Source organism: Rhodococcus sp. HM1, assembly GCF_023218075.1.
In the GTDB taxonomy this organism is placed as follows: domain Bacteria; phylum Actinomycetota; class Actinomycetes; order Mycobacteriales; family Mycobacteriaceae; genus Rhodococcus.
In genome coordinates this window covers 1-24,103 of record NZ_JALPTB010000020.1, presented here as the reverse complement: position 1 = coordinate 24,103, position 24,103 = coordinate 1, and the positions used below count along the sequence as shown (strand labels likewise).

The following is a 24,103-nucleotide window of genomic DNA, read 5'->3' as shown; positions in this document are numbered from 1 at the left end:
AACTTATCGGGAGGCAAACGGTGTCGGACGAAGTACTGCGGGAACGCCGCGGACGCACGTTGGTGATCACGATCAACCGGCCGGACGCGCGCAACGCCGTGAACCTGGCCGTCAGCCGGGGCCTGGCCGACGCGGTCGACGAACTCGACGAGAGCCCCGAACTGTCGGTCGCGGTGCTGACCGGCGCGGGCGGCAACTTCTGCGCGGGCATGGACCTGAAGGCGTTCGCCGCCGGCGAGATCGTCGCGATCCCCGGCCGGGGCATGGGCTTCACCGAACGACCGCCCACCAAGCCGATCATCGCCGCGGTGGAGGGATACGCGCTCGCGGGCGGAACGGAACTCGTGCTCGCGACCGACCTGGTAGTCGCGTCGACGACCGCGAAATTCGGGATCCCCGAGGTCAAACGCGGCCTGGTCGCCGGCGGTGGTGGGCTGCTGCGGCTGCATCGGCGCATCCCGTACCAGAAGGCTCTCGAACTGGCGCTGACCGGCGACAGCTTCACCGCCGAGCAGGGGCACGGGTACGGCTTCGTCAACGTGCTCGCCGAGCCGGGCAAGGCCCTCGACGAGGCGCTCGCCCTGGCCGATCGGATCACCGCGAACGGACCCCTCGCGGTCGCGGTCACCAAGAACATCATGACCAGCTCGCGCGGCTGGTCGGACGACGAGATGTGGCAGAAGCAGCTCGAGCTCATCGTCCCGGTGTTCACGTCGCAGGACGCGAAGGAAGGCGCGCTGGCCTTCGCCGAGAAGCGCGCACCGCAATGGACCGGCGCCTGAGCGCACACGACAACCCCTGGAGGAACTGTGGCTTTCGAAGGTGAAGTAGTCCTCGTCAGCGGCGGCGCCGGCGGTCTCGGCGAAGCCACCGTGCGCCGGCTGCACGGTGCCGGTGCGGCCGTCGTCATCGCCGACGTCAACGACGCCAAGGCCGGTGCCCTGGCCGAGGAACTCGGCAACAAGGCCGTGTACGTCCGCACCGATGTCCTCGACAGCGCGAGCATCGAGGCGGCGCTGGCGGCCGCGGGCAACCTCGGCACCCTGCGGTACGCGGTGATCGCCCACGGCGGTTTCGGGGTGCTCGAGAAGGTCGTCAACCGGGACGGCAGCCCCCACACGTTCGAGGGATTCACCGACACCATCGCGCTCTACCTGAGCGGCACCTACAACGTGCTGCGGCTGACCGCCGCGAAGATCGCCGAGCTCGACCCGAAGCCGAACGGGGAGCGCGGCGCGATCGTGATGACGAGCTCGATCGCCGGGTACGAGGGGCAGATCGGACAGTCCGCCTATGCCGCGGCGAAGGGCGGTGTGAACGCCCTGACCCTGACCGGTGCCCGCGACCTCAGCGCGGTCGGCATCCGCCTCAACAGCATCGCACCCGGGACCGTGCGCACCCCGATCATGGAGTTCCTCGGAGAGGAGAAGCTCGCCAAGTTCGCCGAATCGGTGCCGTTCCCGAAGCGGCTCGGCACCCCGGACGAATACGCCTTCCTCGCGCAGCACCTGCTCGAGAACCCGTACATCAACGGCGAGGTGGTGCGCCTCGACGGTGCGCAGCGATTCCAGCCGAAGTAGGCGCCGAGGTCCGGGCGGCGACGAGGGGCGCCGCCCGGACCTCGGGATCGACTGCGGGGTGCCGGTGAGGCAGGCACCATGAACAGATGGCTGAGGCGACCGTCGGTCTGCACACCCGCCGGGGCCGGTGGGTCGTCACCGCCACCGTGCTCGGCTCGAGCCTCGCCCTGTTGGACGGCACCGTCGTCAACATCGCGCTGCCGCGCATCGCCGCCGACCTCGGCTCCGGTGTCGCCGGCATGCAGTGGGTGCTCAGCGGCTACACGCTGACCCTGGCGTCGCTGATCCTGCTCGGCGGCGCACTAGGTGACCGGTGGGGTCGGCGGCGCGTATTCGTTTGGGGCACAGTGTGGTTCGCGGCAGCGTCGTTGTTGTGCGGACTCGCGCCGAACGTCACCACGCTGGTGATCGCGCGAATCCTGCAGGGAGTGGGCGCGGCCCTGCTCACGCCGGGATCCCTCGCACTGATCTCGGCCAGCATCCGGGGCGACGACCGCGGCGCCGCGATCGGCCTGTGGTCCGGCTTCGGCGGTGTTGCCGGCGCCGTCGGCCCGCTGCTCGGCGGCTGGATGGTGGAGGTCGCGGGCTGGCGGTCGGTGTTCCTGCTGAATCTGCCCCTCGCCGCCGTCGTCGTCTGGGTGGCGGTCCGTCACGTGCCGGAGAGCCGCGATCCGTCGCCGCCGGATCGGCTCGACGTCGCGGGCGCGGTCCTGGGTGCGGTCGGGCTGGGCCTGGTGACCTACGGCCTGATCGAGGCGCAGCCCGTTGTCGCCGGTGTGGGCGTCGTGGTGCTGGTGGCGTTCGTGCTGGTCGAGCGGCATTCCCCGGTCGCGTTGATCCCGCCGGATCTGTTTGCCTCCCGACTGTTCACGGCCGCGAACCTGGTCACGTTCACCGTCTACGCCGCGTTCGGCGGCGTTTTCTTCCTGCTGGTGCTGCAACTGCAGCTCGTCGTCGGCTACTCGCCGATCCTGGCGGGCACGGCCACGATCCCGATCACCGTCCTGATGCTGCTGCTGTCCTCGCGGGCGGGTCGCTACGCCCAGCGGCACGGTCCGCGCGGGCCGATGACGGTGGGGCCCGCCGTCGCGGCGGTCGGGTTGCTGCTCATGCTGCGCATCGACGCGGACGCGTCCTACCTGCGGGACGTGCTGCCCGCGGTCGTCGTGTTCGGTCTCGGACTCTCGTCGCTGGTGGCACCCCTGACGGCGGCGGTGCTCGGTGCGGTGCCGGTCGCACGCTCCGGGATCGCGTCCGGGGTCAACAACGCGGTGGCACGCACCAGCCAACTGCTCGCCGTCGCCGCACTGCCCGGGCTCGCCGGGATCGGCGGTGCGGCCCTCACCGACGCGGCCACGTTCGACCGCGGGTTCGACATCGCGATGCTGATCTGCGCCGGCTTGCTCGCGGTCAGTGCGGTCCTCGCGGCTGCCCTCATTCCCGGACCGGCGGCCGCGGTGCCCGCGGATTCGGTGGCGTGCAAGCCGCACTGTGACGTCACCGGCCCGGCGGTGCAGCCGGACATTGCCGGTCCCGACGCCGAGCCCTGAACCCGAGGAGCCGCCCGACCGCTCGTGCGTGCTTTCGGTAGCGGCAACTACCGGAACCACGCACGAGCACGGGAATCAGGGGAAGAGTTGTCCACACCCGCCCGATCCATCCACAGATTCGGGTTTTCCCACCCGACGGGGTCGATCGGCGATCTTGTAACCGCCACGCTGCGCCCATGGACATCACGTTGTGCGTCGTGGCGGGGCTCGTCGCCGGACTCGGAGCCCGACACCTGACGACCCACCTCGCCGGGCGCCCGCCGGCACGCGCCGTCTGCGAGGCGACGTGCGTGGCCGGGAGTCTGGTTGCGGCGGTATCCGGCTCGGGTCCGGTCGAGGCCCTCGCACTCGCTTCGCTGATCTGGTGGTGCGTGTGCCTGAGCGTCGTCGATCTGCTCGAGCGACGGCTCCCGAACGTTCTCACCGGACCCGGTGCGGCAGTGATCGTGACGCTCGCGGCGGCGACCGGGCAGGGGCGCGCGGCGCTCGTCGGCGCGGGTCTGCTCGCCGGGCCGATGCTGCTCGCCCACCTCGTCTCGCCGCGGTCGCTGGGTGCCGGGGACGTCAAACTCGCGGTCGGTGTGGGCGCCGCCGCGGGGGCCGCAGGACCGGCGGCGTGGCTGTGCGTCGCGGTAGGTCCACCGCTGCTCACCGCCACCGCGGGACTGGTGATGCGGGTGGTGCAGCAGTGGCGGACCGAAGCCGGGCCGGTGCTCGTTCCGCACGGCCCGTCGATGTGCGCGTTCACCGTGCTCGCGCTCCTCACAACCGCCTGAGCGGACCACTGTCACGACAACCCGATCGGGCATGGAAGGATATGCGGTGTGCTGCGCTGGATAACTGCTGGAGAATCCCATGGTCCCGCCCTCGTCGCGATGCTCGAGGGGATGGTCGCCGGTGTCGAGGTGACGTCGAACGACATCTCGGAGCAGCTCGCCCGCCGCCGCCTCGGCTACGGACGCGGCGCGCGCATGAAGTTCGAGGCCGACAAGGTCACCATCATCGGCGGGGTGCGCCACGGACTCACCCTCGGCGGTCCCGTCGCCATCGAGGTCGGCAACACCGAATGGCCCAAGTGGGAAACCATCATGTCCGCCGACCCGGTCGACGCCGAGGCACTCGCCGGTCAGGCCCGCAACGCGCCGCTGACCCGTCCGCGCCCCGGCCACGCCGACTACTCGGGCATGCTCAAGTACGGCTTCGACGACGCCCGCCCGGTGCTCGAACGCGCCAGCGCCCGCGAAACCGCGGCCCGTGTCGCCGCCGGCACCGTCGCCCGCAACTTCCTGCGCCAGGTGTTCGGCGCCGAGGTCATCTCCCACGTCATCTCCATCGGCGCCTCCGAGCCGTACGTGGGTGCGGAACCGACCGCCGCGGACCTCGCGGCCATCGACGCGAGCCCGGTGCGCGCGTTCGACAAGGCCGCCGAAGAGTCCATGATCGCCGAGATCGATGCCGCCAAGCGCGACGGCGACACCCTCGGCGGCGTCGTGGAGGTCGTCGTTCACGGCCTGCCCGTCGGCCTGGGATCGTTCGTCAGCGGCGCCGACCGCCTCGACGCGCGGCTCGCCGCGGCCCTCATGGGCATCCAGGCGATCAAGGGCGTCGAGGTCGGCGACGGCTTCGAGACCGCCCGCCGCCGCGGCAGCGCCGCCCACGACGAGATGAAGCCCGGCCCGGACGGTGTGCTGCGTTCGTCGAACCGCGCCGGCGGCATCGAAGGCGGCATGACCAACGGCGAGGCGCTGCGTGTGCGCGCGGCGATGAAGCCGATCTCCACCGTCCCGCGTGCCCTGTCCACCGTCGACATGACCACCGGTGAGGAAGCGGTTGCGATCCACCAGCGGTCCGACGTGTGCGCCGTTCCCGCCGCCGGTGTCGTCGCCGAGGCGATGGTCGCGCTGGTCGTCGCGCAGGCCGCGCTCGAGAAGTTCGGTGGCGACTCGCTCGCCGAGACCCGCAGCAACGCCGACCACTACATGAAGGGCATCGCGGCGCGTCCGCCGCGGTGACTGTCATGAGGCCACGCGCCGTACTGATCGGGCCGCCCGGCGCCGGAAAGTCGACGATCGGTCGGCGCCTGGCCCAGGCGCTCGAATTGCCGCTGCTCGACACCGACGCCGAGATCGAACGCGTCACCGGCCGCACCATCCCCGAGATCTTCTCCGAGGACGGCGAGCCGGCGTTCCGGGAGATCGAGGAACGCGTCGTCGCCGATGCCCTCGCGCAACAGGAGGGCATCGTCTCCCTGGGTGGCGGGGCGATCCTGTCCGAGCGCACCCGCAAGCGGCTCGCCGGGCACACAGTGATCTATCTCGAGATCAGCATCGCCGAAGGTCTGCGCCGCACCGGCACGGGCGCCGGCCGCCCCCTGCTCGCGGGGGACGATCCGGCCAAGAAGTACCGGGAGCTGATGCGTCGACGTCGCCCGCTGTACCGGCAGGCCGCGACCATCCGGGTCCGGACCGACGGCCGCAGTCCGGGCCGCGTCGTCCAGTACCTGATCACCAAGCTCGAGGCGGAAGCCGCTGCCGGCGCCACCGCGAGCACGTCCACCAGCGCAGAGAAGCGGAGCACCACACCGTGACCGAACCGGTACGTGTCGACGTCCAGACCGCCCAGCCCTACCCGGTGATCATCGGCCGGGGCCTGCTCGGTGACATCGTCGACACCCTCACAGGCACCCGCACCGTCGCGATCTTCCACCAGCCGCCGCTCGAAGCGACGGCCGAGGCACTGCGGGAAGTGCTCGCAGAGAAGGGAATCGATGCGCACCGCGTGGAGATCCCCGATGCCGAGGACGGCAAGGATCTCGCGGTCGCCGGGTTCTGCTGGGAGGTGCTCGGCCGCATCGGCCTGACCCGCAGCGACGCGATCGTCTCGCTCGGCGGCGGCGCCGCCACCGACCTCGCCGGATTCGTCGCCGGCACCTGGATGCGAGGGGTGCGCATCTTCCACATCCCGACGACGCTGCTCGCGATGGTCGACGCCGCGGTCGGCGGCAAGACCGGCATCAACACCGAGGCGGGCAAGAACCTGGTCGGCGTGTTCCACGAACCGTCCGCCGTGTTCGTGGACCTGGCGACCCTCGAGACCGTGCCGCGCAACGAGATCATCGCCGGCATGGCCGAGGTCATCAAGACCGGCTTCATCGCCGACCCGACGATCCTCGACCTCATCGAGGCCGACCCGCAGGCCGCGCTGGATCCGACCGGCACGGTGCTGCCGGAACTGATCCGCCGCTCCATCGAGGTCAAGGCCAAGGTCGTCGCCGCGGATCTGCGCGAGTCGAGCCTGCGCGAGATCCTCAACTACGGGCACACCCTCGGCCACGCCATCGAGCGCCGCGAGCGGTACCGGTGGCGTCACGGCGCCGCGGTCTCCGTCGGACTCGTGTTCGCCGCGGAACTGGGCCGGCTGGCCGGCCGTCTCGACGACGCGACCGCCGATCGGCACCGGACAATCCTCGAAGCGGTGGGCCTGCCCACCACCTACGACGCCGCCGCCTTCGCCGAGCTGCACAAGGGCATGCAGACCGACAAGAAGAACCGCGCCGGAATGCTGCGGTTCGTCGTCCTCGACGGTCTCGCCAAGCCGGGCCGGCTCGAGGGACCGGACCCGACGCTGCTCGCCGCCGCCTACTCCGAGGTCGCCAAGCAGGGCAAGGCCGACGCCGGCACCGTACTGCTGTGACACGCTGCTGTGACACGGTGAGGTCCTCCGGTCGCGACGGGGCGGTCGAACTGCCCCATGGCCGACCGGAGGACCCGATCCGCCGCTAGTCGGTGCCGGTTCGCACCGCAGCGACCACCACCGCGACAAGAAGTGCCAGCAAGAGGACCACGAGCAGCACCGGCCCGAGCAGGAGTCCGAGGGACAGCACGAGAACGAGCCCGATCTTGGCCTCGAGGCTCAACCCTCCAACCAGGCCTTTGATCGCAGCCCACACCGGATTCCTACCCGCCAGAACGGCCTGAAGTCCTGCCAGCGCGGCTTTCATGCCCGCGCGTCCGTGCGCAACTTCATCGACAAGCGGGTCGATCCACTTCCGGATCTTTTTCGCCAGGTCACCGCGATTCTGCACGCCGGCGAGCTGGTGAACGCGGTTTTCCAACGCTTCGACGGCAGTCCCGAGCGATCGACGCACCACCTCGAAGACAGCGCCGGCAGGCCCGGTGTCAGTAGTGCCGCCGCGCACCGTCGATGAGATTTCCGGCTGATGCGTGTTGATCGGCGGAGCGGACCGCGGGTGCGCGGGCGGGCGGGTCCCCTCCTTTCGGGGACGTTTCCGTGTGGCCGGATTCGTGGTGGTCGGCTCCGCCTGGGGATGCTTTCGCGGCACGGCACTGTCGGATCGCTCTCGCGCACGGCGCGTGGTCGGAGCCGACGTGCCGGACGCGACATCTGTTCGTTTCCGACGAGACGGTGGTTCTACCCTTGACGGTTGGCCGCGGCGCGGTGCGGTCGACCTCGGGCCGGCCGATTCCTTGTGGGGGGCTCGCGCCGAAGGCGTCTCGGGGGACGCCTTCGTCCTCGTCGCCGCCTTCGGTGAACGGACTCCCGTGCGGGGTGCGGTGGCTGCCGTCGCGTTGCCGCTGTTCGTGGACTTCCGGTCGCTCGCCGCGCCCCGACGGTGCGGCTCGTCCGGTGCGGCCCGGCCATGTGAATTCTGTTGTGTACTCATACCGCTCGCCTTACTTGCTGTCCCTCGGCGTGCTTACTACCTCTCAGTGTGCTCGCTTTCGTGGAAGGAGGGGAGGTCGGCGCCGTCCCCGCCGGATTCGGTGCCACAGCTTCTTCCGTCGCTGCCGGTGTCGTTCGACGGCGTACACGCAGGGGCCGACTCTGGACGGACGACCGAAGCCGAAGACCACCTGGCGCCGGTCGACAGTCCCACGCCCGCACCGATCGGGATGTCGACCCAGGGGTCCGGGTTTGCCCACCCCGGCCGAACGGCGCCATGCCGTTCACCACTCCGGCTCGAGCCCCTACCCGACCGCGCCGTTGCCGATCGCCCTGATCCGACGGAACCCTAGCGCGGGGCCAGAGCCCGGTCCGCGAGTGCGCCGACGACGGGAGCCAACGCTTGGGCGTGCTCGATCGTGAGGTGGTTGTCGTCGCGGAACACCAGGCCGTTTCCGACGATCACCGGGCAACTCTCGGCGGTGCAGAACAGCTCGGTGAGGTCGGCATACTCCCCGCCGCCGGCAGCAGTGGCCGCGGCCTCGGCGGCGACGCCGGCAGCGTTCAGTGCCATCGACCGCTCCGGTGCGCAGGCTGTCGCATCGTCGATGTGCTCGGACAGGCACGTCGGCACCACCGCGTGCGGATCCGGCACCGGGCCGAGGACGAGGACCTTCGCGCCGGTCGCCCGGAGTTGGGCAACCATGCGGGTCAGGCTGTCCTGCCACTCCGGGCCGTACGTGGTGAAACCGAAGTCGCCGCCGTATCGGCGAGACATGCTCAGCACGACGAGTTGTGGTCTCTCCTCCTGCAACCGCGAGACGATCTCCCCGCGCCACCGCTCGCACTCGGTGTACTCGCGCCCCAGGTACGGGCTCGTCAACGACAGGTCCAGCAGTGGACAGGTGACCTTGCCCAGGGTTTCCAGCCGCCACCGCCGTTCCACGGCAACCGATTCGAACGCCGGAGCCCACATCGCGGCGTGCGAGTCACCTACCAGCGCCACCGTGATCGGTGACGTGATGTCACCCGACGCGCACTCGTCCTGTCCGACCTCCAGCCACGAGCGCACACAGCCGTTGAGGAACACATCCGGCTTGCCGGACGGCGCATCGGCCAGTGACGGGGACAGGTTCGACGGGACGGCAGCCGGTCCCGCCGTCGCCGCGACCGCGGCCTGAACCTGTGCGGTCAGTTCCCGTACGGCAACATCGTGCGGGTCGGCCGTGGGCGCCGGATCCTGCGTCGGCGCAGAGACCGTCAGCGCCGCGGCGGCCTCCCCGTGGCCGACCGGAACCGGCCGCAGCACCAGCAGCACCAGACACACACAGACGCTGAGCGCGGTGATCGCCGCCCCGACAACGAGACTGCGGGAAGCCGAGCGGCGCAGGGGGAGTGCAAACCGGAGGGGGTTCTCCACCGCCGTCAGCGTGAGCGCGGCGAGCCCGGCGGCGAGTGTCACCACAGCCAGACGACCGACCACCCCGAGGTCGCGGTCGAGGAATGCCGGCGTGAGGATCAGCAGGGGCCAGTGCCACAGGTACCAGGAGTACGACAGGCGTCCGAGCGCGCGCATCGGCCGCAGCGACAATCCGCGTCCGACACCCAGTCGGGGCGACGCACAGCCTGCGCCGATCACCAGCGCCGTACCCAGTACGGGCAGCAGGGCTGCCGTGCCCGGATAAGGGGTCGTTTCGCCCAGACGCACGCAGGCGAGGACGATCAGGGCCAGCCCGGCCCATCCTGCGGTGGCCGCGAGGAGACCCGGCAGTCGGCGCCACAGCGGGACGGACAGCGCGACCAGGCCACCGACGGCCAACTCCCACGCCCGAGACGGCAGGGAGAAGAACGCCCACGGCGGCAGCGTGCGGGTCCAGGACAGTGACACCGCGAACGACGCCGCCGCAACCAGTACCAGGACCGAGACGTACGGCACCGCCGACGGGGCCCCGCCGCGCCTGCGACGGACCGACCAGACGGTCGCCACGATCAGCGCCGGCCACACCAGGTAGAACTGCTCCTCGACCCCCAACGACCAGAAGTGCTGGAACGGGGACGGGGGCGCGTCCGCCGCCAGATAGTCGGTGCCACGCAACGCGGATCGGTAGTTCCCCACGTAGAGCGCACTTGCAATTCCGTCGCCCAGCGCCTCCCGGGCCTGCAACGGGGGCAACAGAAACGCCGAACCGATCGCCGTGACCACCAGCACGAGACCTCCGGCCGGAAGGAGGCGGCGCGCTCGTGCGCTGTAGAAGCGGGCGATCCGCACGGACCCGGTGGACCTCACGTCCCGCCACAGCAGCCCGGTGATGAGGAAACCCGAGACGACGAAGAAGACGTCGACACCGACGAATCCGCCGCCGATCCCGGGCACACCTGCGTGGAACAGGACCACGGCGAGCACCGCAACGGCCCGCAGGCCCTCGATGTCGGGGCGGAATGCCGCACTCGGTTTCCCGGATGGTGCTGCGTCGGAGCCGACGGGATCCGCGCGACCGACCCGGCGCCGTTGTTCCGGGATGCCAACCAGATTCATCCGCGCATCCTTGCAGAGGCCGGCGCCGCGTGCTCGATGAACGGTGACTCTCCGGTGCGCACCGGTGTCGTTTCGGCTGTGTTCTCGGCGGAATGCTGTGTCCTCAGCGGAACACGGCGGCGCTGATCTCCGCGCGGAAGAACTCGCCCTCCGGCCATCGGTTCGTGCCCCACCACCATCCGGCGCGGAAGCGGGACGGAATCGTGATGCCGCCGAACGACGACTCCGCCTCGATGTCCACCCCGAAGGGATAGCGGCCGAAGGGTTCGCCGTTCGGATTGCCCCAGCGATCCAGATGTATCGTCCCGAGCCGGCCGTTTCCGGCGAGTTCGAGGCACACCGTCTCGGTGTGGCGGCCGAGGCGCCAGGTGGCGAGTGCGGAACCGGTTCCCGCCTCGTGCCACGTCGCCGACCTGAATGTCGTTGGTACAAAGATGAATTCGGAGGCCAATCGGCCGGCGGCGCTGGTGTCGACGTCGGTGGTCGCCGCCGCCATCACCGGGACGAGACCACCGAGTTTCCAGTTCAACTCGCCGCGTCCGTCGGTGTACCGGTCGTAGCCGAGAATCGGCAGACCCGCGACCCGCGCGGTCGCCGCCCACACGAACCCGACGCCCGGGGCGAGGATCTGCGCTGCCCGGAACGGGCGCCACGACCCGAGTTTGATGTGACCGCGCATGGTCAGGTGTACCGCGCGGGCGAGCGGCACGCCCGGTTCCAGTGCGTGCGTGAGCCATTGTTGCGCGGCCGAGGGCAGGTCCGCGACCTGCTCGGGGTCGAACTGCTCCGTCGAGGGCGGCAGGGAGCTCAGCGCGTCCCATTCGCGCCGAACCGGTCGCGCCGAGCGTGGTGGAGGCGGGAACACGGGTCCGTCCATGTCTGAAGCATGAGGGCGCGCACCCGGCCGGGCAACCGGACGGGGTGACCGGCGTGACGATCGTTACGTCGCGCTGCGGCGCCGCACGATTTCCGCGATCCAGGTCGGGGCGAACGGCGAGGTACATCCCGGGGACGTCGGGTAGTCCTCGAGCACCTTCAGGCGCTCACCGATCGCGATCGCACGGTCGCGCAGGTCGGCGTGCTCGATGCCGATCTCGGCGAGGCAGTGGTTCATGGCCCACTGCAGTCGATCCGGGGCGTCCTTCATCTGCGCCTCGATGATGTCGAGCAGTCCGGTCAGGTCGAGGCCGTCGGGGTTCTTCGCGACGCGGTCGACGGTCAGTTCCCACCCGGCACTCGCGACGACCGGATCCGGGTCGGCGAACCATGTCGCACGCAGGTCCTCGCAGTGCGGGTTCTTCTTGACCACGTAGTTGACGAGCCAGTCCTGCACCTTGGGGGTGCGCGCCGCCCGCAGCATCGCGTCGAGATCGTCGCGGTCGAACGCCTTCGGACGGCAGATGAGAATGGCCAGCAGCCGGGCTGCGCTGTCGCCGGTGTCCCAGAGTTCCCGCGCGAGATCCTGCTGCGTCTTCAGTCGTTTCGCGACAGCGCGCAGCTTGGTGAGGTTCACCCCGTGGTCGTCGCCGTGTTTCAGGTTGACCGCACGGATCTTGGGGTCGTCGAGTTCGGCGAGTTCGGCCATCACCTCGGCAACCGTGGTGCTGCTGTTCTCCGTTGCGGCCATCGCTCCACTCCTCCTGATCGCGGATGGTATTCGGCTCGATTCGAGGCGATCCCGATTCGAGGCGTGAGGAGCGCCGAGATGCCCCCGCACCCGCCCTCACCGATCGAAGATCAGCACGTGGTGGTGAATCGTGCGTGGTGCACGGTCTCATGTGCGTGGTGCTGGGCGTGCGTAGTGCGGTTTGTTGCGCTGCCCCCGCGCACCGAGGTGCCGGAGTTGACCGCGGAATGATGCAGGCGCAGCACGTCTCGACGGGCCGGCGCATCGGTCACGGTGCCGTCCCCGAGAGGTGACGCCGCGTTCGTGCGGTTGATACGGCGGATCAGCTGTTCGTACTCGTCCAGCGCATCGGTCGGTTCGGCGAGCAGTGCGACGGGGTCCTCGGCCGGTTCCTCACCCTCCTGATGACGGGCGTTGTCCAGGATCCGTTCCCGCAGCTGGTTGATCCTGCGCAACAGATCTCCGCGCGCGGCCAGCGCCTCGGCCAGCTTCATGTGTCGTCCCCTCGATGATCGTCGGTAGGACCCTAATGTGGTCCGGCCGCGGCGTGGGGGGTGCGGTGGTGTGTCGTCGTGGGCTTAAGTGCGCGGTCCGCGAGATCGTGTCCGACTTCTCGGATTGGCCTTCTCAGGTGTGTTCGGCGCGTAACCAGCTCGCGCATCAGGCGTACACGCCGGAAGCGTCGTCCGACGGTCTGTTGCTTCTGCTGATAGCAGTGGATTATTCGCTGTCGTGGGTGCTGCGGACGGTGTTGTTGCGGCGGGCCGGGATACCGGATGAGGTGGTCCGCCGTTGTTATGAGAACGACGCTCGCTATGGGTTGTACCGGGCGAATGTGCGAAGTTATCTGAATCCGGGGAGGGGCCGCGGACCTGAGCGGTGTTGTCGTTGGTCCCGCCAAGTTCTTGGATGCCGAGACGGCTCCGATCGAGGCGCTGACCGGCACCGAGCTGCACGAGGATCAGTTCGCGCTCTCTGAGGGCCCTGACGATCCCCCACGGGTGGGTACTTCGTCTGGCAGCCGTATATGGGCGTCCCAGAGTCGGTTCTCGATCTCCTGCTGGGTCACGGTCATCTGTCGAGGTGTCCTTGCTGGTGAAGGGACGGCCCGAAGACCGGGGGTGTTGATGGCGTTCTGGGGGTGGCGGAGTTCGGCCGGCTCGGGGCACAGGGGAGCGTGCTGGTGGGTGATGTTGGGGCGTTGTCCTCGGGTCTGTGACCGTACTCGGCCAGTCGGCCAGTTCGGGGGTGCGGCGGTCCTTCCGGCTGTGGACCTGTTCGATGCCGACAACCCGGCGGGTTCGCTGGGTTGTCGGCCGCCATGCGCGTGGTGTGGACGACGTTCGCTGCGACGGGTGATCCGTCGGTGGCCTCGGTACGAAGCGACCGACAGGCTCGCTCAGCGCTGGACGACAGCGGCGATGGTGCAGCGCGATTCGACGATGCTGCTGCCGCATTCTGGGCGCGACATCATGGCGGAGCGATCGGTCGCCCGGTAAGTGATCCCGTCCGGGAATACGTGCTCGGAGTTGAACCGGAGCGGACCGTGGGGTGCCGATCCTCCAGCGGTACGTCGTATGGGGTGACTGAGGTCGGCGCAGCGGCGCGCGGCGTCGGCCACCGACATGGAGACGAGGTCTGTGCAGGTGCGTAGCCGGTAGGCCCCGGGGCGGCGGGACGCTCTCGATGACGTCGGTATCGGGGTGGGCCTCGGTGTTCACCCACGCTTTCATCTCGCTCTCGGTGCCGGATCAGCTCTTTGCTCTCGGCTGGTGCTGCATGCCGGGTTGGTTGTAGTCGTACGTGGTATCCGGTCGTGACAACACCGAATCGAGCATCGGGAGACGACATGGTGGCGGTTCTGCAGGGCCTGGACGAGATCCGCACGTGGCAGGAGAACTTTTACCGCGATCTGCATGCCCATCCGGAGCTGTCGCATCAGGAGACGCGCACCGCGGCCGAGGTGGCCGAACGATTGCGGGCCGCGGGATGCGAGGTGCACACCGATGTGGGTGGCACGGGCGTCGTCGGTGTTCTGCACAACGGCGACGGACCGGGTGTGTTGTTGCGCGCCGACATGGATGCTCTACCGGTCCGGGAGCAGACCGGCCTGGACTATGCCAGCGCGGTGACGGCGACCGGCGCGGACGGCAACGAGACTGCCGTGATGCACGCGTGCGGGCACGACGTGCACGTCGCGTGTTTGGTCGGTGCGGTGGAACTGCTGGCCCATACGAGCGAGCAGTGGCGGGGCAGGCTCGTCGCGGTGTTCCAGCCCGGGGAGGAGGTCGCGGATGGTGCCCGCCGGATGGTGGACGACGGGCTCGCCGGGATCGTCGGGAAGGTCGACGTGGCGCTGTGCCAGCATGTACTCGCCTTCCCTGCCGGTCTCGTCGGTACCCGCAGCGGTCCGACTCTCTCCGCTGCGGACAGCATGCGCATCACCCTCCACGGCCGGGGCGCGCACGGGTCGATGCCGCAAGCTTCCGTCGACCCGGTGGTGCTCGCCGCGATGATCGTCATCAGGTTGCAGACGATCATCGCCCGCGAGACCCGGCCGGGGGAGCCGGCGGTGCTCACCGTCGGCAGTGTGCAGGCGGGGACGAAGAGCAACGTCATCCCGGACGAGGCGACGATCCTGCTCAACATCCGCACCTACGACGAGAACACCCGCCGCTCGATCCTCACCGCCGTCGAGCGCATCGTCGTAGCCGAGTGCGAGGCGTCCCGCTCACCGCGACCTCCCGAGTTCGAACTGTTCGACCAGTACCCGATAACCGACAACGACCCTGCGGTCACCGAACAGGTCGCCGCGGCCTTCGCCGCTCACTTCGGCGACGATGCCGGCGAACTTCCTCTCCAGACGGCCAGTGAGGACTTCAGCGACATCCCACGCGCGCTCGGCCTTCCGTACACGTACTGGGGGATCGGCGGCGCCGATCCCGAGCTCTACCGCCAGGCCGAAGCCGAAGGACGCGTCGCCGATGCTGTGCCCGTCAACCACTCGGCGACGTTCGCACCGCTGATTCAACCCACCCTCGACACCGGAACGGCAGCGCTGGTCATCGCGGCACGGACGTTCCTGGGACACCCATGACGGGCGGGAACCTCGCGTGGACGTGAACACGCAGAGCACGGTGCTGCTCGTGCTCGACCTGCTCGGCACGTTCGCGTTCGCCCTCAACGGAGCGCTCACCGCCGTCCGCGTCACCCGGATCGACATAGTCGGGGTCGTGACGCTTGGAATGATCACCGCGCTGGGTGGCGGCATCATCCGCGACATCCTCATCGACGACCTGCCGCCCGCGACGTTCAGCGACTGGCGGTACCTTGCGGTTGCCGCGGCCGGCAGTCTCCTCGCGTTCTTCGCCCGCAAGCTCGAACGCCTGTCCACACCCATCACGATGTTCGACGCCGCAGGCTTGAGCCTGTTCGCCGTCACCGGCGCGGGCAAGGCACTCGACTTCGGCCTCGGTCCGGTGCAGGCGATCATCCTCGGCACGATCACCGGGGTCGGTGGTGGCACCGTGCGTGACGTGCTGATCGGCCGTATACCGGTCGTATTGAACAGCGAACTCTATGCCATTCCCGCGTTGGTTGCGGCGACCGTCCTCGTAGTCTGCGAAAGCCTGGACCTACCGACCCTACCCGCGGCGCTCGGCGCCGCGGCAATGTGTTTCATCATCCGAATGATCGGTGTGCGTTACGGTCTCAACGCGCCCGGTCCGCACGGGTTCGACGACCCCGAACCGCCGAAACGGGTGTGATCTTTCGTTGTCCCATTGCATGTCTCGAGCATGTCCGCGGCGCGCGGGGTGGTTCGACCGACCCGTGGGCGACGGTCGGTGACGTCGTGGTCGGTATGGGGTCCGGTGCTGGGTGTGGCACGGTGAGCTCGGGTGGGGTATGAACCGCCCTGGATCCGGTAGAGACCTCGTTCAGGCCACCGCGAGGATCGAGGCGGCGGTGGGGTGCTGTTCACGGTAGCGCGTCTCGTACTCGATCGGCGGGAGATAGTCGATCGAGGAATGCAGTCGGTCCGCGTTGAACCAGCGGACCCACTCGGCGGTCTCCCGTTCGACCTCGGTTCGACCGGACCAGACCGAGCCCGGTCGATCAGCTCGGTCTTGTAGAGACCGATCGTCGACTCCATCAGCGCGTTGTCGAGGGCGTCGCCGACGCTGCCGATGGAACCAGCGATCCCCGACTCGACCAGAGCCTCGGTGAACGCCAGCGATGTGTATTGACTTCCGGCATCGGAGTGGTGCACCAAACCTGTTGTGGTGAAATGGAAATCAGTTCGTCTTCTCGTGAACAGGGCTTGCTCTGGAACACCGTGGACCAGCGTGGTGGCCTTCGTCGTCATCACCCGCCACCCCAAGATGCGGCGCGAGAAGACGTCGACACAGGTGGATCAGGAGCCTCCACCTCGTCCAGGACGGTTCAGGATGGGTTGACGAGCGCCGTAGCGACCCTGTTCGCGGGGCCGTCCAGGCACAGGCACTGACGATGTGTGCCGTCGCGGAGGGACTGTACCGGCGCCTGGATCCGGCTACCTCCCGCTTTCCGGGACTCAGCGGCAAGGCGCGTAGAGATGTTCGCCGCGCGGCACGCGCAGTCGGCGCGGAGAGGCTCGAGCAGAAGAGTTTCGACCGGGAAGAGTCGGAAAAGCGCTGAACAAGGTCCTGAGCCACTTCGGCGAGCTTCCGTATCGCCGGCACCCGGAGCAGCTACAGGACTCGGTCGAGTGTGAGGTTGCCGAGATCATGGCCGACTTCTCGGATTGGTCTGGTCAGGTGCGTTCGGCGCATATCAAGCTGGCGCATCAGGTGTATACGTCGGACGCGTCGTCCGACGGTCTGTTGTTTCTGCTGATAGCAGTGGATTTTTCGCTGTCGTGGGTGCTGCGGACGGTGCGGTGCGTCGGGCCTGGATACCGGATGAGGTGGTGCTTCGTTAGTGTGAGAACGACGCTCGCTACGGATTGGACCGGGCGAATGCGCGAAGTTATCTGAATTCGGGGGAGGGGCCGCGGACCTGAGCCGTGTTGTCTCCGGTCCCGCCGAGTTCCTGGCCGCCGGGTCGGCTCTGATCGAGGCGCTGACCGGCGCCGAGCTGAAGAGAACCAGCTGGCGTTCGTCTGAGCGGCCCTGACGATCTCCACCGGTGGGCATCCGGTGGGGATCGTTGCTTTTTCAGCCTCTCACGAGCCCGACAAGGAAGAGACGCACAGCGATGGATGGGAAGAAACCCCGGCACTGCGTTACGACGGTGACAGCGGACCGATGTGTTCGGCGGTGATCCAACGCAAAGTGAAGAACCGGCGGCTGGCTGCTGCTGGTTACGTTGTGGACCGTCGCTGCTTTGACCGCCTCGCCCCATGCGCGAGCGCGCTGTGATCGCCGTCGCGAGACCGGTGACGGGCATCCTGCTGTGCAGCGCACCCTATTCGATAAGTTCCGCGGATAACGTCACCTCTCACATCGAGGTTGGTTCAGGCGGTGAGTGGAGTCGCTTGCGAGCGAGTTTAATGAGTTTCTGTAAATCTATTCCGCTACGTGGCTTTTCCTTGACGGACATGATCAAACGGGAGAAGTATTCGTTCGGTCCGATGCCGAAACGAATGAAAATGTCCTCGTCCCTGCCCCGCCGTACGGCAGCCATCGGGAAGCTAACTCGAGGATCTCTGCTGAGTGCACATGCCGGGACGGGGACGGCGTCGGACGTGTAGATGGCATCGGTGGGATCAGCTCCTGAGATGTACGATTACGAGTCCTGGGATGTACGACTACGAGCAGGTCGCCGCCCTCGACCTGCTGCACGGACCCTCCAATCACCGATCTCCACCGCCAAACCGAACCCCGTCAAGGTGGAAACCCCACGCAGGCAACATATTCGCCGGGCACTGGTGCGTCTGCGGTCACCGCGCGGTGCAGAATCTCGTCGGCGGCGGATAGGAAGGATGTGGTATTCATCGTGAGCCCGTTCTGGTCAGGTCGCGCGGACCGTGGGTGGGAGTGATGGTTCGGCCCGCGCGGAACCGACGTAAGGAGAGACTCGTCGCCACGGTGGGGACGTCGGTGGGCGGTCACTTCGGTTGGAATCCCTCGTGGCCGCTGACGGTGGCGGCAAGGGTCTTGGCTCGAGAGCTCATGGAAGGACCGCAGCGTCGGGTACGGCTCAGCCGTGACGATGTGCGCCAAATGGTCCAGTGCAGCACGAGGGCTTTCAGCTGATGCAAAACGGGTCGATCACCACGAACCGAGGTGTTGAAGTGGGAGGCTTGGTATTCAGAGGCAATGATGGAGCATCGTTGCCAACTCTCGTGTGGCGGCCGCTTCAGTCTCTGCACCCCACGCGCTCAGGGCATCCGCTGAGACCATCAGAGATGCGGACGAACCAGCGGGGATGTCGCCGCCGAACGGTAGTCCGATTTCCTGGCGGATCTGATGCATAAGGACAGTGCACTTCATGAGGCCTCCTTTGTTCGGTCGGTTGGATCGGGGCTGCAGTAGGTGTTCACGGTGTCGTTGCCTCGATCCACTCTTTGTAGAACGGCGGCATGACTGAGGCTTTTTCGTGGAACTTGGGTGTGCGCTTGTCGAGGAAGGCCCGCACTCCCTCGGCGCCGTCGCCGATGCTGGTGTAGAACATGGCCACGGAATCGACGCGGTGGGCGTCTACGGGGTGGGCAGCGGCGGAGTTCCGTAGAAGCATCTGGCGCATCAGGGCCACCGAGACTGGTGAGCGGTCGCGGGTCCAGTCATTCGCCAATGCGCGCGCTTCGCTGAGTAACGTCTCGGGCTCGTGGACCGCCTGCGCCAACCCGTCGATGTACGCGGCCTCGGCGTCGAGGATCTCTGCCCTATAGACCAGATCCAGTGCAGTAGGCATACCGACGAGCCGGGGAAGGAACCATGTCGAGCACGCTTCGGGCACGATTCCGAGCTTGCCGAACACCAGGCCGAACCGCGCTCGAGTCGACATCAGGCGCGCGTCCATCGCCAGCGTCATGGTTGCACCGATTCCGACGGCCGCGCCGTTGATTGCGGCGATCACCGGTTTACGGCAGGCATGGATCGCGAGGGTGACGCGACCGCCCGTGTCGCGGATTCGGCGCAATTCGGGGTCGTCGAGATTCTTCATGTCGGCAAGAGAGGGGCGTTTCGACTCGTCGAGTCCGAACACGTTCCCCTCACTCGACAGGTCCATGCCGGCGCAGAAAGCGCGCCCTGCTCCGGTGACGATCACGGCCCGGACCGCGTCGTCGTTGTTCACCGACACGAAGATGTGCTCGAGTTCGTCGGCCATCTCGACGGTGAACGCGTTGAGATGGTCGGGACGGTTGAGGACGACGGTGAGGATGCCGTCCTCGACTTCGTGGCGAAGAGTGGTGTATTCCATGACTGCTCCCGTTTGCCTATCAGGCGAGGTCGGCGGCGATCCTGCGGATGGCGGCTTCGGCATCGCTCACGATGTCCGAGATGATCGTCTTGCAGGGAAGAACGGCGTCGATGAGACCTTGGGATTGGCCGGCCCACCACATGCCGCCTTCCATGTTCCCTTTCTCCAGCACTTCCGTGCGACCGCGTACCCCGGAGGCGAGGTGTGCGACGTCCGAGAATGTGGCGTCAGGGTGGGCCGAGAGGGCTGCGATCTTCTCGGAGATGGAGTTCCGGGCCACACGTGCCGTATTGCGGAACTCGCGGAACACGAGGATGGTCTGGCGTTCGTCGTTGGCGACGATCTGGGCCTTGACGTTCGGATGCACGGGGGCTTCGTCGCTGGCGACGAACCGGGTTCCCATGTTGATTGCGCATGCGCCGAGGGCGAGTGCTGCGGCCAGTCCGTCGCCGGTGGCGAATCCGCCACTGGCGATGATCGGGATGTCGAGTACGCGCGCTGCGGCGGGGATGAGGATCAGGCCGGGGATGTCCTCGTTGCCGGGGTGGCCGGCGCACTCGAACCCGTCGATGCTGACTGCGTCGACACCCATGGACTGTGCTTTGACCGCGTGCCGGACGGCTACGGCTTTATGGATGACCTTGATTCCGGCGGCCTTGAACGCCGCAACATGTTCTCGAGGGCTGCTGCCGGCGGTTTCCACGATGGTGATGCCGCTGTCGATGATTGCGGCTCGGTATTCGTCGTACGGCACGGGAGCGACGGTGGGCAGGAGGGTGAGGTTGACACCGAACGGCTTGTCGGTCATCTCCCGGCACCGGGTGATCTCAGTGGCGAGCGCTTCGGGTGTGGGTTGGGTCAGTGCGGTGAGGAAACCCAAACCCCCAGCGTTGGCGACCGCGGAGATCAGCTCCGCGGTGCCTACACCGGTCATGCCACCGCACACCACCGGGTGCTCGATTCCGAAGGTTTCAGTGAAACGTGTGCGCAGCACTGTCACGGCCTCCCTGCGTGCGGAACGTCGACTCGCGTCGAGAGAACCTTGGCTTCACGTGCAGCGCTGCGCTTGGTTTCGTCGAAATCCGGTGCGACCGAAAGAAATAGTGTGCGGCCGTCATCGCCGCCCAGGGCGACTGCGAACACCCCCAGCGGAGCCGTACTCACCTCGTCCAGGACGGTTCCGCCTTCGGCCAGGCGGACGGCACGTTGGTTGACGCAGTCGGCGATCCAGATGGCACCTTCGGCGTCGAGGGCCTGACCATCAGGCGCGATCGTGCACGCCGCAAGCCGCTTCTCCACGCTCGGTTCGTCGCCGAGATCGCCGAACGAGGCGAAGTCCTGGCGGGGACCGAGTGTGCCGTCTGTTTCGATATCGAACCGGGAGACGCGGTTGCCGAACAGTTCGTTGACGTACAGCGTTCTTCCGTCCGGGGAGATGCACATGCCGTTCGGGAATGACAATCCTTCGGCAGCCACTCGGGAGGTGCCGTCGGTGTCGACGAGAACAACGACGCCGTTCTCGTGGTCGGCTCCTCCCATGAGGTCGAACCCGAACTCGCCGACGTATGCCTGCCCGTTCGTGGCGACCACCATGTCGTTGGCGTGGCCGTGGCAGTGTTCGGAAATGTCGGCGTGCTCGACGAGCGAACCGTCGGGTTCGAGGCGCAGGACTTTGCGGTCCTTCATCGAGACAACGAGCATGCGCCCGTCCGGGAGCCATCCGAGGCCGGATGGCTGGTGCTCCACGATGCAGACTTGTCCGATGGATCCGTCGGCGTCCACGACATTGACCGAGTGGGTGTAGAAATCCACGAACCACAGTCGACCCTCATGCCACCGAGGTCCCTCGGTGTATGTGAATCCTGTTGCAACTTCTGTCATTTGGCGATGTGGCATAGGTGTACCTCTCTTCCTGCGCTCGTCGCCCGCTGCACTCGGCCGGTTTCGGCCGGGCTGCCCATGCGGGTGAGGTGGCTCCAGTCTCGGGATCCTCACGGCGGTCGAGGTGTCCCACAACGCAACAGTGCGTAGGCGTTCATCGGGCGTTGTCGCGAATTCGGACGGTTCGGCGTGAGGGTTGATGTGCAGGCTGGTCGTACCCTCACCCACCGGATCCGGAGGAATGCACCATGCTCACCACGATGATGGATCGTCCACTGCTGATCAGCTCGCTGCTGTGGCGTGCTGAGAACGTCTTTGCCGACCGGGTCGGAGTCTCGTGCGACGCGACCCACGGAGACCGAGAATTCACCTACCGCGATCTCGGCGCGACCGCACGCCGGTTTGCTGGTTCCTTCGGGAATCTGGGTATCGGGTTCGGCACCAGGGTCGCGACGTTGGCATGGAACACCTTCGAGCATCTCGTCGCCTACTACGCAGTTCCTGCGTGCGGGGCAGTACTGCACACGGTCAACCATCGGATGTCGCCCGAGCACATTGCCTACACAATGGATAAAGCCGAGGACGAGGTGGTTCTGATCGACGCTGATCTGTTGCCCGTTCTCCTCGAGATTCTCCCGCGTCTCCCGCGGATCAGGCATGTGGTGGTCATCGGTGATCTTGAGAGGGCCGAATATCCGGTACCTGCAGAGGTGACATGGTGGTCGTTCGACGGATTGTTGCTCGATGCCGTGCCGATCGAGGAATTCCCAGAGTTCGACGAGACGACCGCGTCGTCGATCTGCTTCACCTCGGGCACCACCGGGCTGCCCAAGGGGGTGGTGTACAGCCATCGAAGTACAGTGCTGCACGCGATGGCGATCAGTGCTTCCGGAGGCGTCGCGATCGACGGTAGACACTCGTACTTACTTGCCACGCAGATGTCCCACGTACACTGTTGGGGTGTCCCGTACGCGGGGGTGCTGCAGGGTGCACGTCTCGTTCTCCCCGGGCCGCACCCCTCGCCGGCGGAATTGCTGCGCATCACCACAGGGCAGACACCCGATGTCTTCGTCGGAGCGCCGGCTGTGGCAGCGCTCATGCGGGCACAGTTCGATGCCGATCCCGACCGCTACGATCTCGGGAGTCTGCAGACTATGTGGTTGGGCGGGCAGGTACTGCCGTCGGGGCTGGTGAAGTGGTGGGCGGAGCAGGGTGTGGTGACCGTCAACGGGTGGGGGATGACCGAAACCTCCCCCATGGGCACGTTCAGCAACTCTGCCGAATGCCAAGGCAGGCCCTTGCCGTTGTTCCAGGTGCGTGTCGTCGACGAGGAGGGGCGGAGGCTGCCGTGGAATGGGTTCACCACCGGAGAGCTGGAAGTTCGTTCGCCGTGGGTAACCGGTACGTACCTTGATGACGACCGCGCCGCCGAGGCGTTCGACACCGGTTGGTTGCGCAGCGGCGACGTCGCGGTGATTCATCCGGACGGCCGGCTGGAGATCCGCGACCGGGTCAAAGACCTCATCAAGAGCGGAGGAGAATGGATCTCTTCCGTCGAGGTCGAGAACCAGCTGCTACTGCATCCGGCGGTGGTGGAGGCCGCTGTCATCGCGGTACCGCACGAGACCTGGCAGGAGCGCCCCGTGGCGTGGGTTCGGACGACGGGGGAGGTCTCCGACGATCAGCTTCGGGCCCACTTGGCGGTGACCTTGCCGAAGTTCTGGCTCCCGGACTCGTTCGTGCGGGTGGACGAGGTCCCCAAGACGTCAGTGGGCAAATTGGACAAGGTGCGTATGCGCCGGATGTGGGCCCAGAAGTTCTTCGTGTAGCGTTCTGGGACACTCATGATCCATGTGATCTTGCTTACATAATGTTGGTACTGACCGTGAGGTGTTCGAGGTGGTGATGACGTGACCGAGCGGTTCCGCATGCAAGTAGACGATCGCAGTTCCGACAGGTACGACGATGCTGTGCCGAGAGTGCGACCGGAGATCGAACAGTCGTGGCGCCGGTGCCGCGCAATCGGGGCGGCCCCGGACGGTTCTCGTCTGCGCTATATCGATACGCCCACCGACTCGAAACTTGTCCGTGCGGCCCAGCCGGTCCTCGATCGATTGGCCGATCAACTCGCCGACGCACCGGTGACGATCTTGCTCGCGTCCCAGGACGCCACCATCGTCGACCGCCGCGCCGGGCAGCGGTCCCTGCTCGGTCGTCTCGACCGTGCCCAGGTCGCACCGGGGTTCATCTTCGCCGAGGAGTGCGCAGGAACCAACGGGATCGGAACCGCACTCGAAGAACGCAAAGCGTTCCGGGTCCGCGGTGAAGAACACCTGCTCGAGTCGCTGCACCCGCTCGCCTGCGTCGGTTCACCGATCGTCGACCCGGTCTCGCGTGCGGTGACCGGCATCCTCGACATCACCTGCGCAGTCGACGATGTCAACGACCTGATGGCGCCGCTGGTCCTGTCGGCCGTCCGCGACATCGAAGAGCGACTGTTCGCGTTGTCCGCCAGAAGCGAGCAGAGCCTGCTGCGCGAATACATGCGCAGCAAACGCCGCGGCCACGCGGCGGTCGTGGCGATGAGCCGGGACACGGTGATCGCGACCCCGACGGTGTCGCGGTTGATGGATTCGACCGATCAGATGATGATCTGGGACTGGATCAGCACCCACCTGGCCGCCAAGGACGAATGGGAAGCACCGCTGCGCTTCGCCGAGGGGATCGACGTGCGGGTCCATGCCCGCCGGGTCGGCGAGTCCACCGATCCGCTCAGCGCGATCATCGAACTGCGCCCGATGGCCTCACCGGCCCCGCCGCGCCCCCGCGCGCGCCTGACCAC

Annotated in this window: 20 protein-coding genes and 2 pseudogenes; 13 read left to right on the top strand and 9 right to left on the bottom strand. The window is 67.4% G+C overall.

Going from position 1 to position 24,103, the window contains the following annotated elements; genetic code table 11:
• Window positions 1-20 precede the first annotated feature (20 nt).
• From M1M07_RS12650 to aroB, 7 genes are all read left to right on the top strand, one after another.
• Window positions 21-782 carry a crotonase/enoyl-CoA hydratase family protein gene (locus tag M1M07_RS12650; protein WP_248674383.1) on the top strand — a complete coding sequence of 254 codons (762 nt, stop codon included), beginning with the start codon at window positions 21-23 and terminating at the stop codon, window positions 780-782.
• Between the two features lie 27 nt (window positions 783-809).
• The gene (locus tag M1M07_RS12645; protein ID WP_248674382.1) at window positions 810-1,580 is read left to right on the top strand and encodes an SDR family NAD(P)-dependent oxidoreductase; all 771 of its coding nucleotides are present in this window, start codon (window positions 810-812) and stop codon (window positions 1,578-1,580) included.
• Between the two features lie 86 nt (window positions 1,581-1,666).
• Complete coding sequence (locus M1M07_RS12640) at window positions 1,667-3,130, top strand: MFS transporter (RefSeq protein ID WP_248674381.1); 1,464 nt, start codon at window positions 1,667-1,669, stop codon at window positions 3,128-3,130.
• A gap of 176 nt (window positions 3,131-3,306) precedes the next feature.
• Window positions 3,307-3,906 carry an A24 family peptidase gene (locus tag M1M07_RS12635; RefSeq protein WP_248674380.1) on the top strand — a complete coding sequence of 200 codons (600 nt, stop codon included), beginning with the start codon at window positions 3,307-3,309 and terminating at the stop codon, window positions 3,904-3,906.
• 48 nt (window positions 3,907-3,954) lie between these two features.
• Window positions 3,955-5,142: a chorismate synthase gene (gene aroC / locus M1M07_RS12630; RefSeq protein ID WP_197255671.1), complete on the top strand. Its 1,188-nt coding sequence runs from the start codon at window positions 3,955-3,957 to the stop codon at window positions 5,140-5,142.
• 5 nt (window positions 5,143-5,147) lie between these two features.
• On the top strand, window positions 5,148-5,717 hold the full coding sequence (locus tag M1M07_RS12625) for a shikimate kinase (RefSeq protein WP_197255666.1): 570 nt from the start codon (window positions 5,148-5,150) through the stop codon (window positions 5,715-5,717).
• Window positions 5,714-6,823: a 3-dehydroquinate synthase gene (gene aroB / locus M1M07_RS12620; RefSeq protein ID WP_197255665.1), complete on the top strand. Its 1,110-nt coding sequence runs from the start codon at window positions 5,714-5,716 to the stop codon at window positions 6,821-6,823. Before M1M07_RS12625 ends, aroB begins: the two co-directional genes overlap by 4 nt.
• An 85-nt stretch (window positions 6,824-6,908) precedes the next feature.
• On the opposite strand, the gene M1M07_RS12615 is transcribed toward aroB, so the two are convergent.
• From M1M07_RS12615 to M1M07_RS12595, 5 genes are all read right to left on the bottom strand, one after another.
• Window positions 6,909-7,328 carry a hypothetical protein gene (locus M1M07_RS12615; RefSeq protein WP_248674379.1) on the bottom strand — a complete coding sequence of 140 codons (420 nt, stop codon included), beginning with the start codon at window positions 7,326-7,328 and terminating at the stop codon, window positions 6,909-6,911.
• An 834-nt stretch (window positions 7,329-8,162) separates the two neighbouring features.
• The gene (locus M1M07_RS12610; RefSeq protein WP_248674378.1) at window positions 8,163-10,349 is read right to left on the bottom strand and encodes an acyltransferase family protein; all 2,187 of its coding nucleotides are present in this window, start codon (window positions 10,347-10,349) and stop codon (window positions 8,163-8,165) included.
• 103 nt (window positions 10,350-10,452) lie between these two features.
• Complete coding sequence (locus tag M1M07_RS12605) at window positions 10,453-11,226, bottom strand: DUF6544 family protein (protein ID WP_248674377.1); 774 nt, start codon at window positions 11,224-11,226, stop codon at window positions 10,453-10,455.
• Window positions 11,227-11,289: 63 nt separating this feature from the next.
• A complete protein-coding gene (locus M1M07_RS12600; protein WP_248674376.1) occupies window positions 11,290-11,976 on the bottom strand; it encodes a DNA alkylation repair protein in 687 nt (228 codons plus the stop codon).
• A 110-nt stretch (window positions 11,977-12,086) separates the two neighbouring features.
• Window positions 12,087-12,470 (bottom strand): DIP1984 family protein, encoded by a 384-nt coding sequence (locus M1M07_RS12595; protein WP_248674375.1) that lies wholly within the window; start codon window positions 12,468-12,470, stop codon window positions 12,087-12,089.
• Between the two features lie 14 nt (window positions 12,471-12,484).
• Here M1M07_RS12595 and M1M07_RS33200 point away from each other — a divergent pair, with 14 nt between their 5' ends.
• From M1M07_RS33200 to M1M07_RS12585, 3 genes are all read left to right on the top strand, one after another.
• The gene (locus tag M1M07_RS33200; protein WP_368862563.1) at window positions 12,485-12,955 is read left to right on the top strand and encodes a HEPN domain-containing protein; all 471 of its coding nucleotides are present in this window, start codon (window positions 12,485-12,487) and stop codon (window positions 12,953-12,955) included.
• Between the two features lie 870 nt (window positions 12,956-13,825).
• Window positions 13,826-15,073 (top strand): amidohydrolase, encoded by a 1,248-nt coding sequence (locus M1M07_RS12590; RefSeq protein WP_197256213.1) that lies wholly within the window; start codon window positions 13,826-13,828, stop codon window positions 15,071-15,073.
• Between the two features lie 22 nt (window positions 15,074-15,095).
• The gene (locus tag M1M07_RS12585) at window positions 15,096-15,743 is read left to right on the top strand and encodes a TRIC cation channel family protein (protein ID WP_248674430.1); all 648 of its coding nucleotides are present in this window, start codon (window positions 15,096-15,098) and stop codon (window positions 15,741-15,743) included.
• A 171-nt stretch (window positions 15,744-15,914) separates the two neighbouring features.
• On the opposite strand, the pseudogene M1M07_RS12580 reads toward M1M07_RS12585, so the two are convergent.
• A pseudogene (locus M1M07_RS12580) lies at window positions 15,915-16,381 on the bottom strand (transposase); the annotation flags it as partial.
• A gap of 772 nt (window positions 16,382-17,153) precedes the next feature.
• Between M1M07_RS12580 and M1M07_RS12575 the strand changes: the two are divergent.
• Window positions 17,154-17,375, top strand: a complete 222-nt coding sequence (locus tag M1M07_RS12575; protein ID WP_197252870.1) for a hypothetical protein — start codon at window positions 17,154-17,156, stop codon at window positions 17,373-17,375.
• Between the two features lie 1,120 nt (window positions 17,376-18,495).
• Here M1M07_RS12575 and M1M07_RS12570 read toward each other — a convergent pair.
• Genes M1M07_RS12570 through M1M07_RS12560 form a run of 3 tightly spaced genes read right to left on the bottom strand, consistent with a single transcriptional unit; the run spans window position 18,496 to window position 21,276 of the window.
• Window positions 18,496-19,380, bottom strand: a complete 885-nt coding sequence (locus tag M1M07_RS12570; protein ID WP_248674374.1) for a crotonase/enoyl-CoA hydratase family protein — start codon at window positions 19,378-19,380, stop codon at window positions 18,496-18,498.
• A 19-nt stretch (window positions 19,381-19,399) separates the two neighbouring features.
• A complete protein-coding gene (locus M1M07_RS12565; protein ID WP_197252481.1) occupies window positions 19,400-20,380 on the bottom strand; it encodes a nitronate monooxygenase in 981 nt (326 codons plus the stop codon).
• The gene (locus M1M07_RS12560; RefSeq protein WP_197252482.1) at window positions 20,377-21,276 is read right to left on the bottom strand and encodes an SMP-30/gluconolactonase/LRE family protein; all 900 of its coding nucleotides are present in this window, start codon (window positions 21,274-21,276) and stop codon (window positions 20,377-20,379) included. The genes M1M07_RS12565 and M1M07_RS12560 overlap by 4 nt, the downstream gene beginning before the upstream one ends.
• Window positions 21,277-21,509: 233 nt before the next feature.
• Between M1M07_RS12560 and M1M07_RS12555 the strand changes: the two genes are divergently transcribed.
• Both M1M07_RS12555 and M1M07_RS12550 read left to right on the top strand, forming a co-directional pair.
• Window positions 21,510-23,090 (top strand): long-chain-fatty-acid--CoA ligase, encoded by a 1,581-nt coding sequence (locus M1M07_RS12555; protein ID WP_197252483.1) that lies wholly within the window; start codon window positions 21,510-21,512, stop codon window positions 23,088-23,090.
• 141 nt (window positions 23,091-23,231) lie between these two features.
• Window positions 23,232-24,103, top strand: a pseudogene (locus tag M1M07_RS12550) (sigma-54-dependent Fis family transcriptional regulator); the annotation flags it as partial.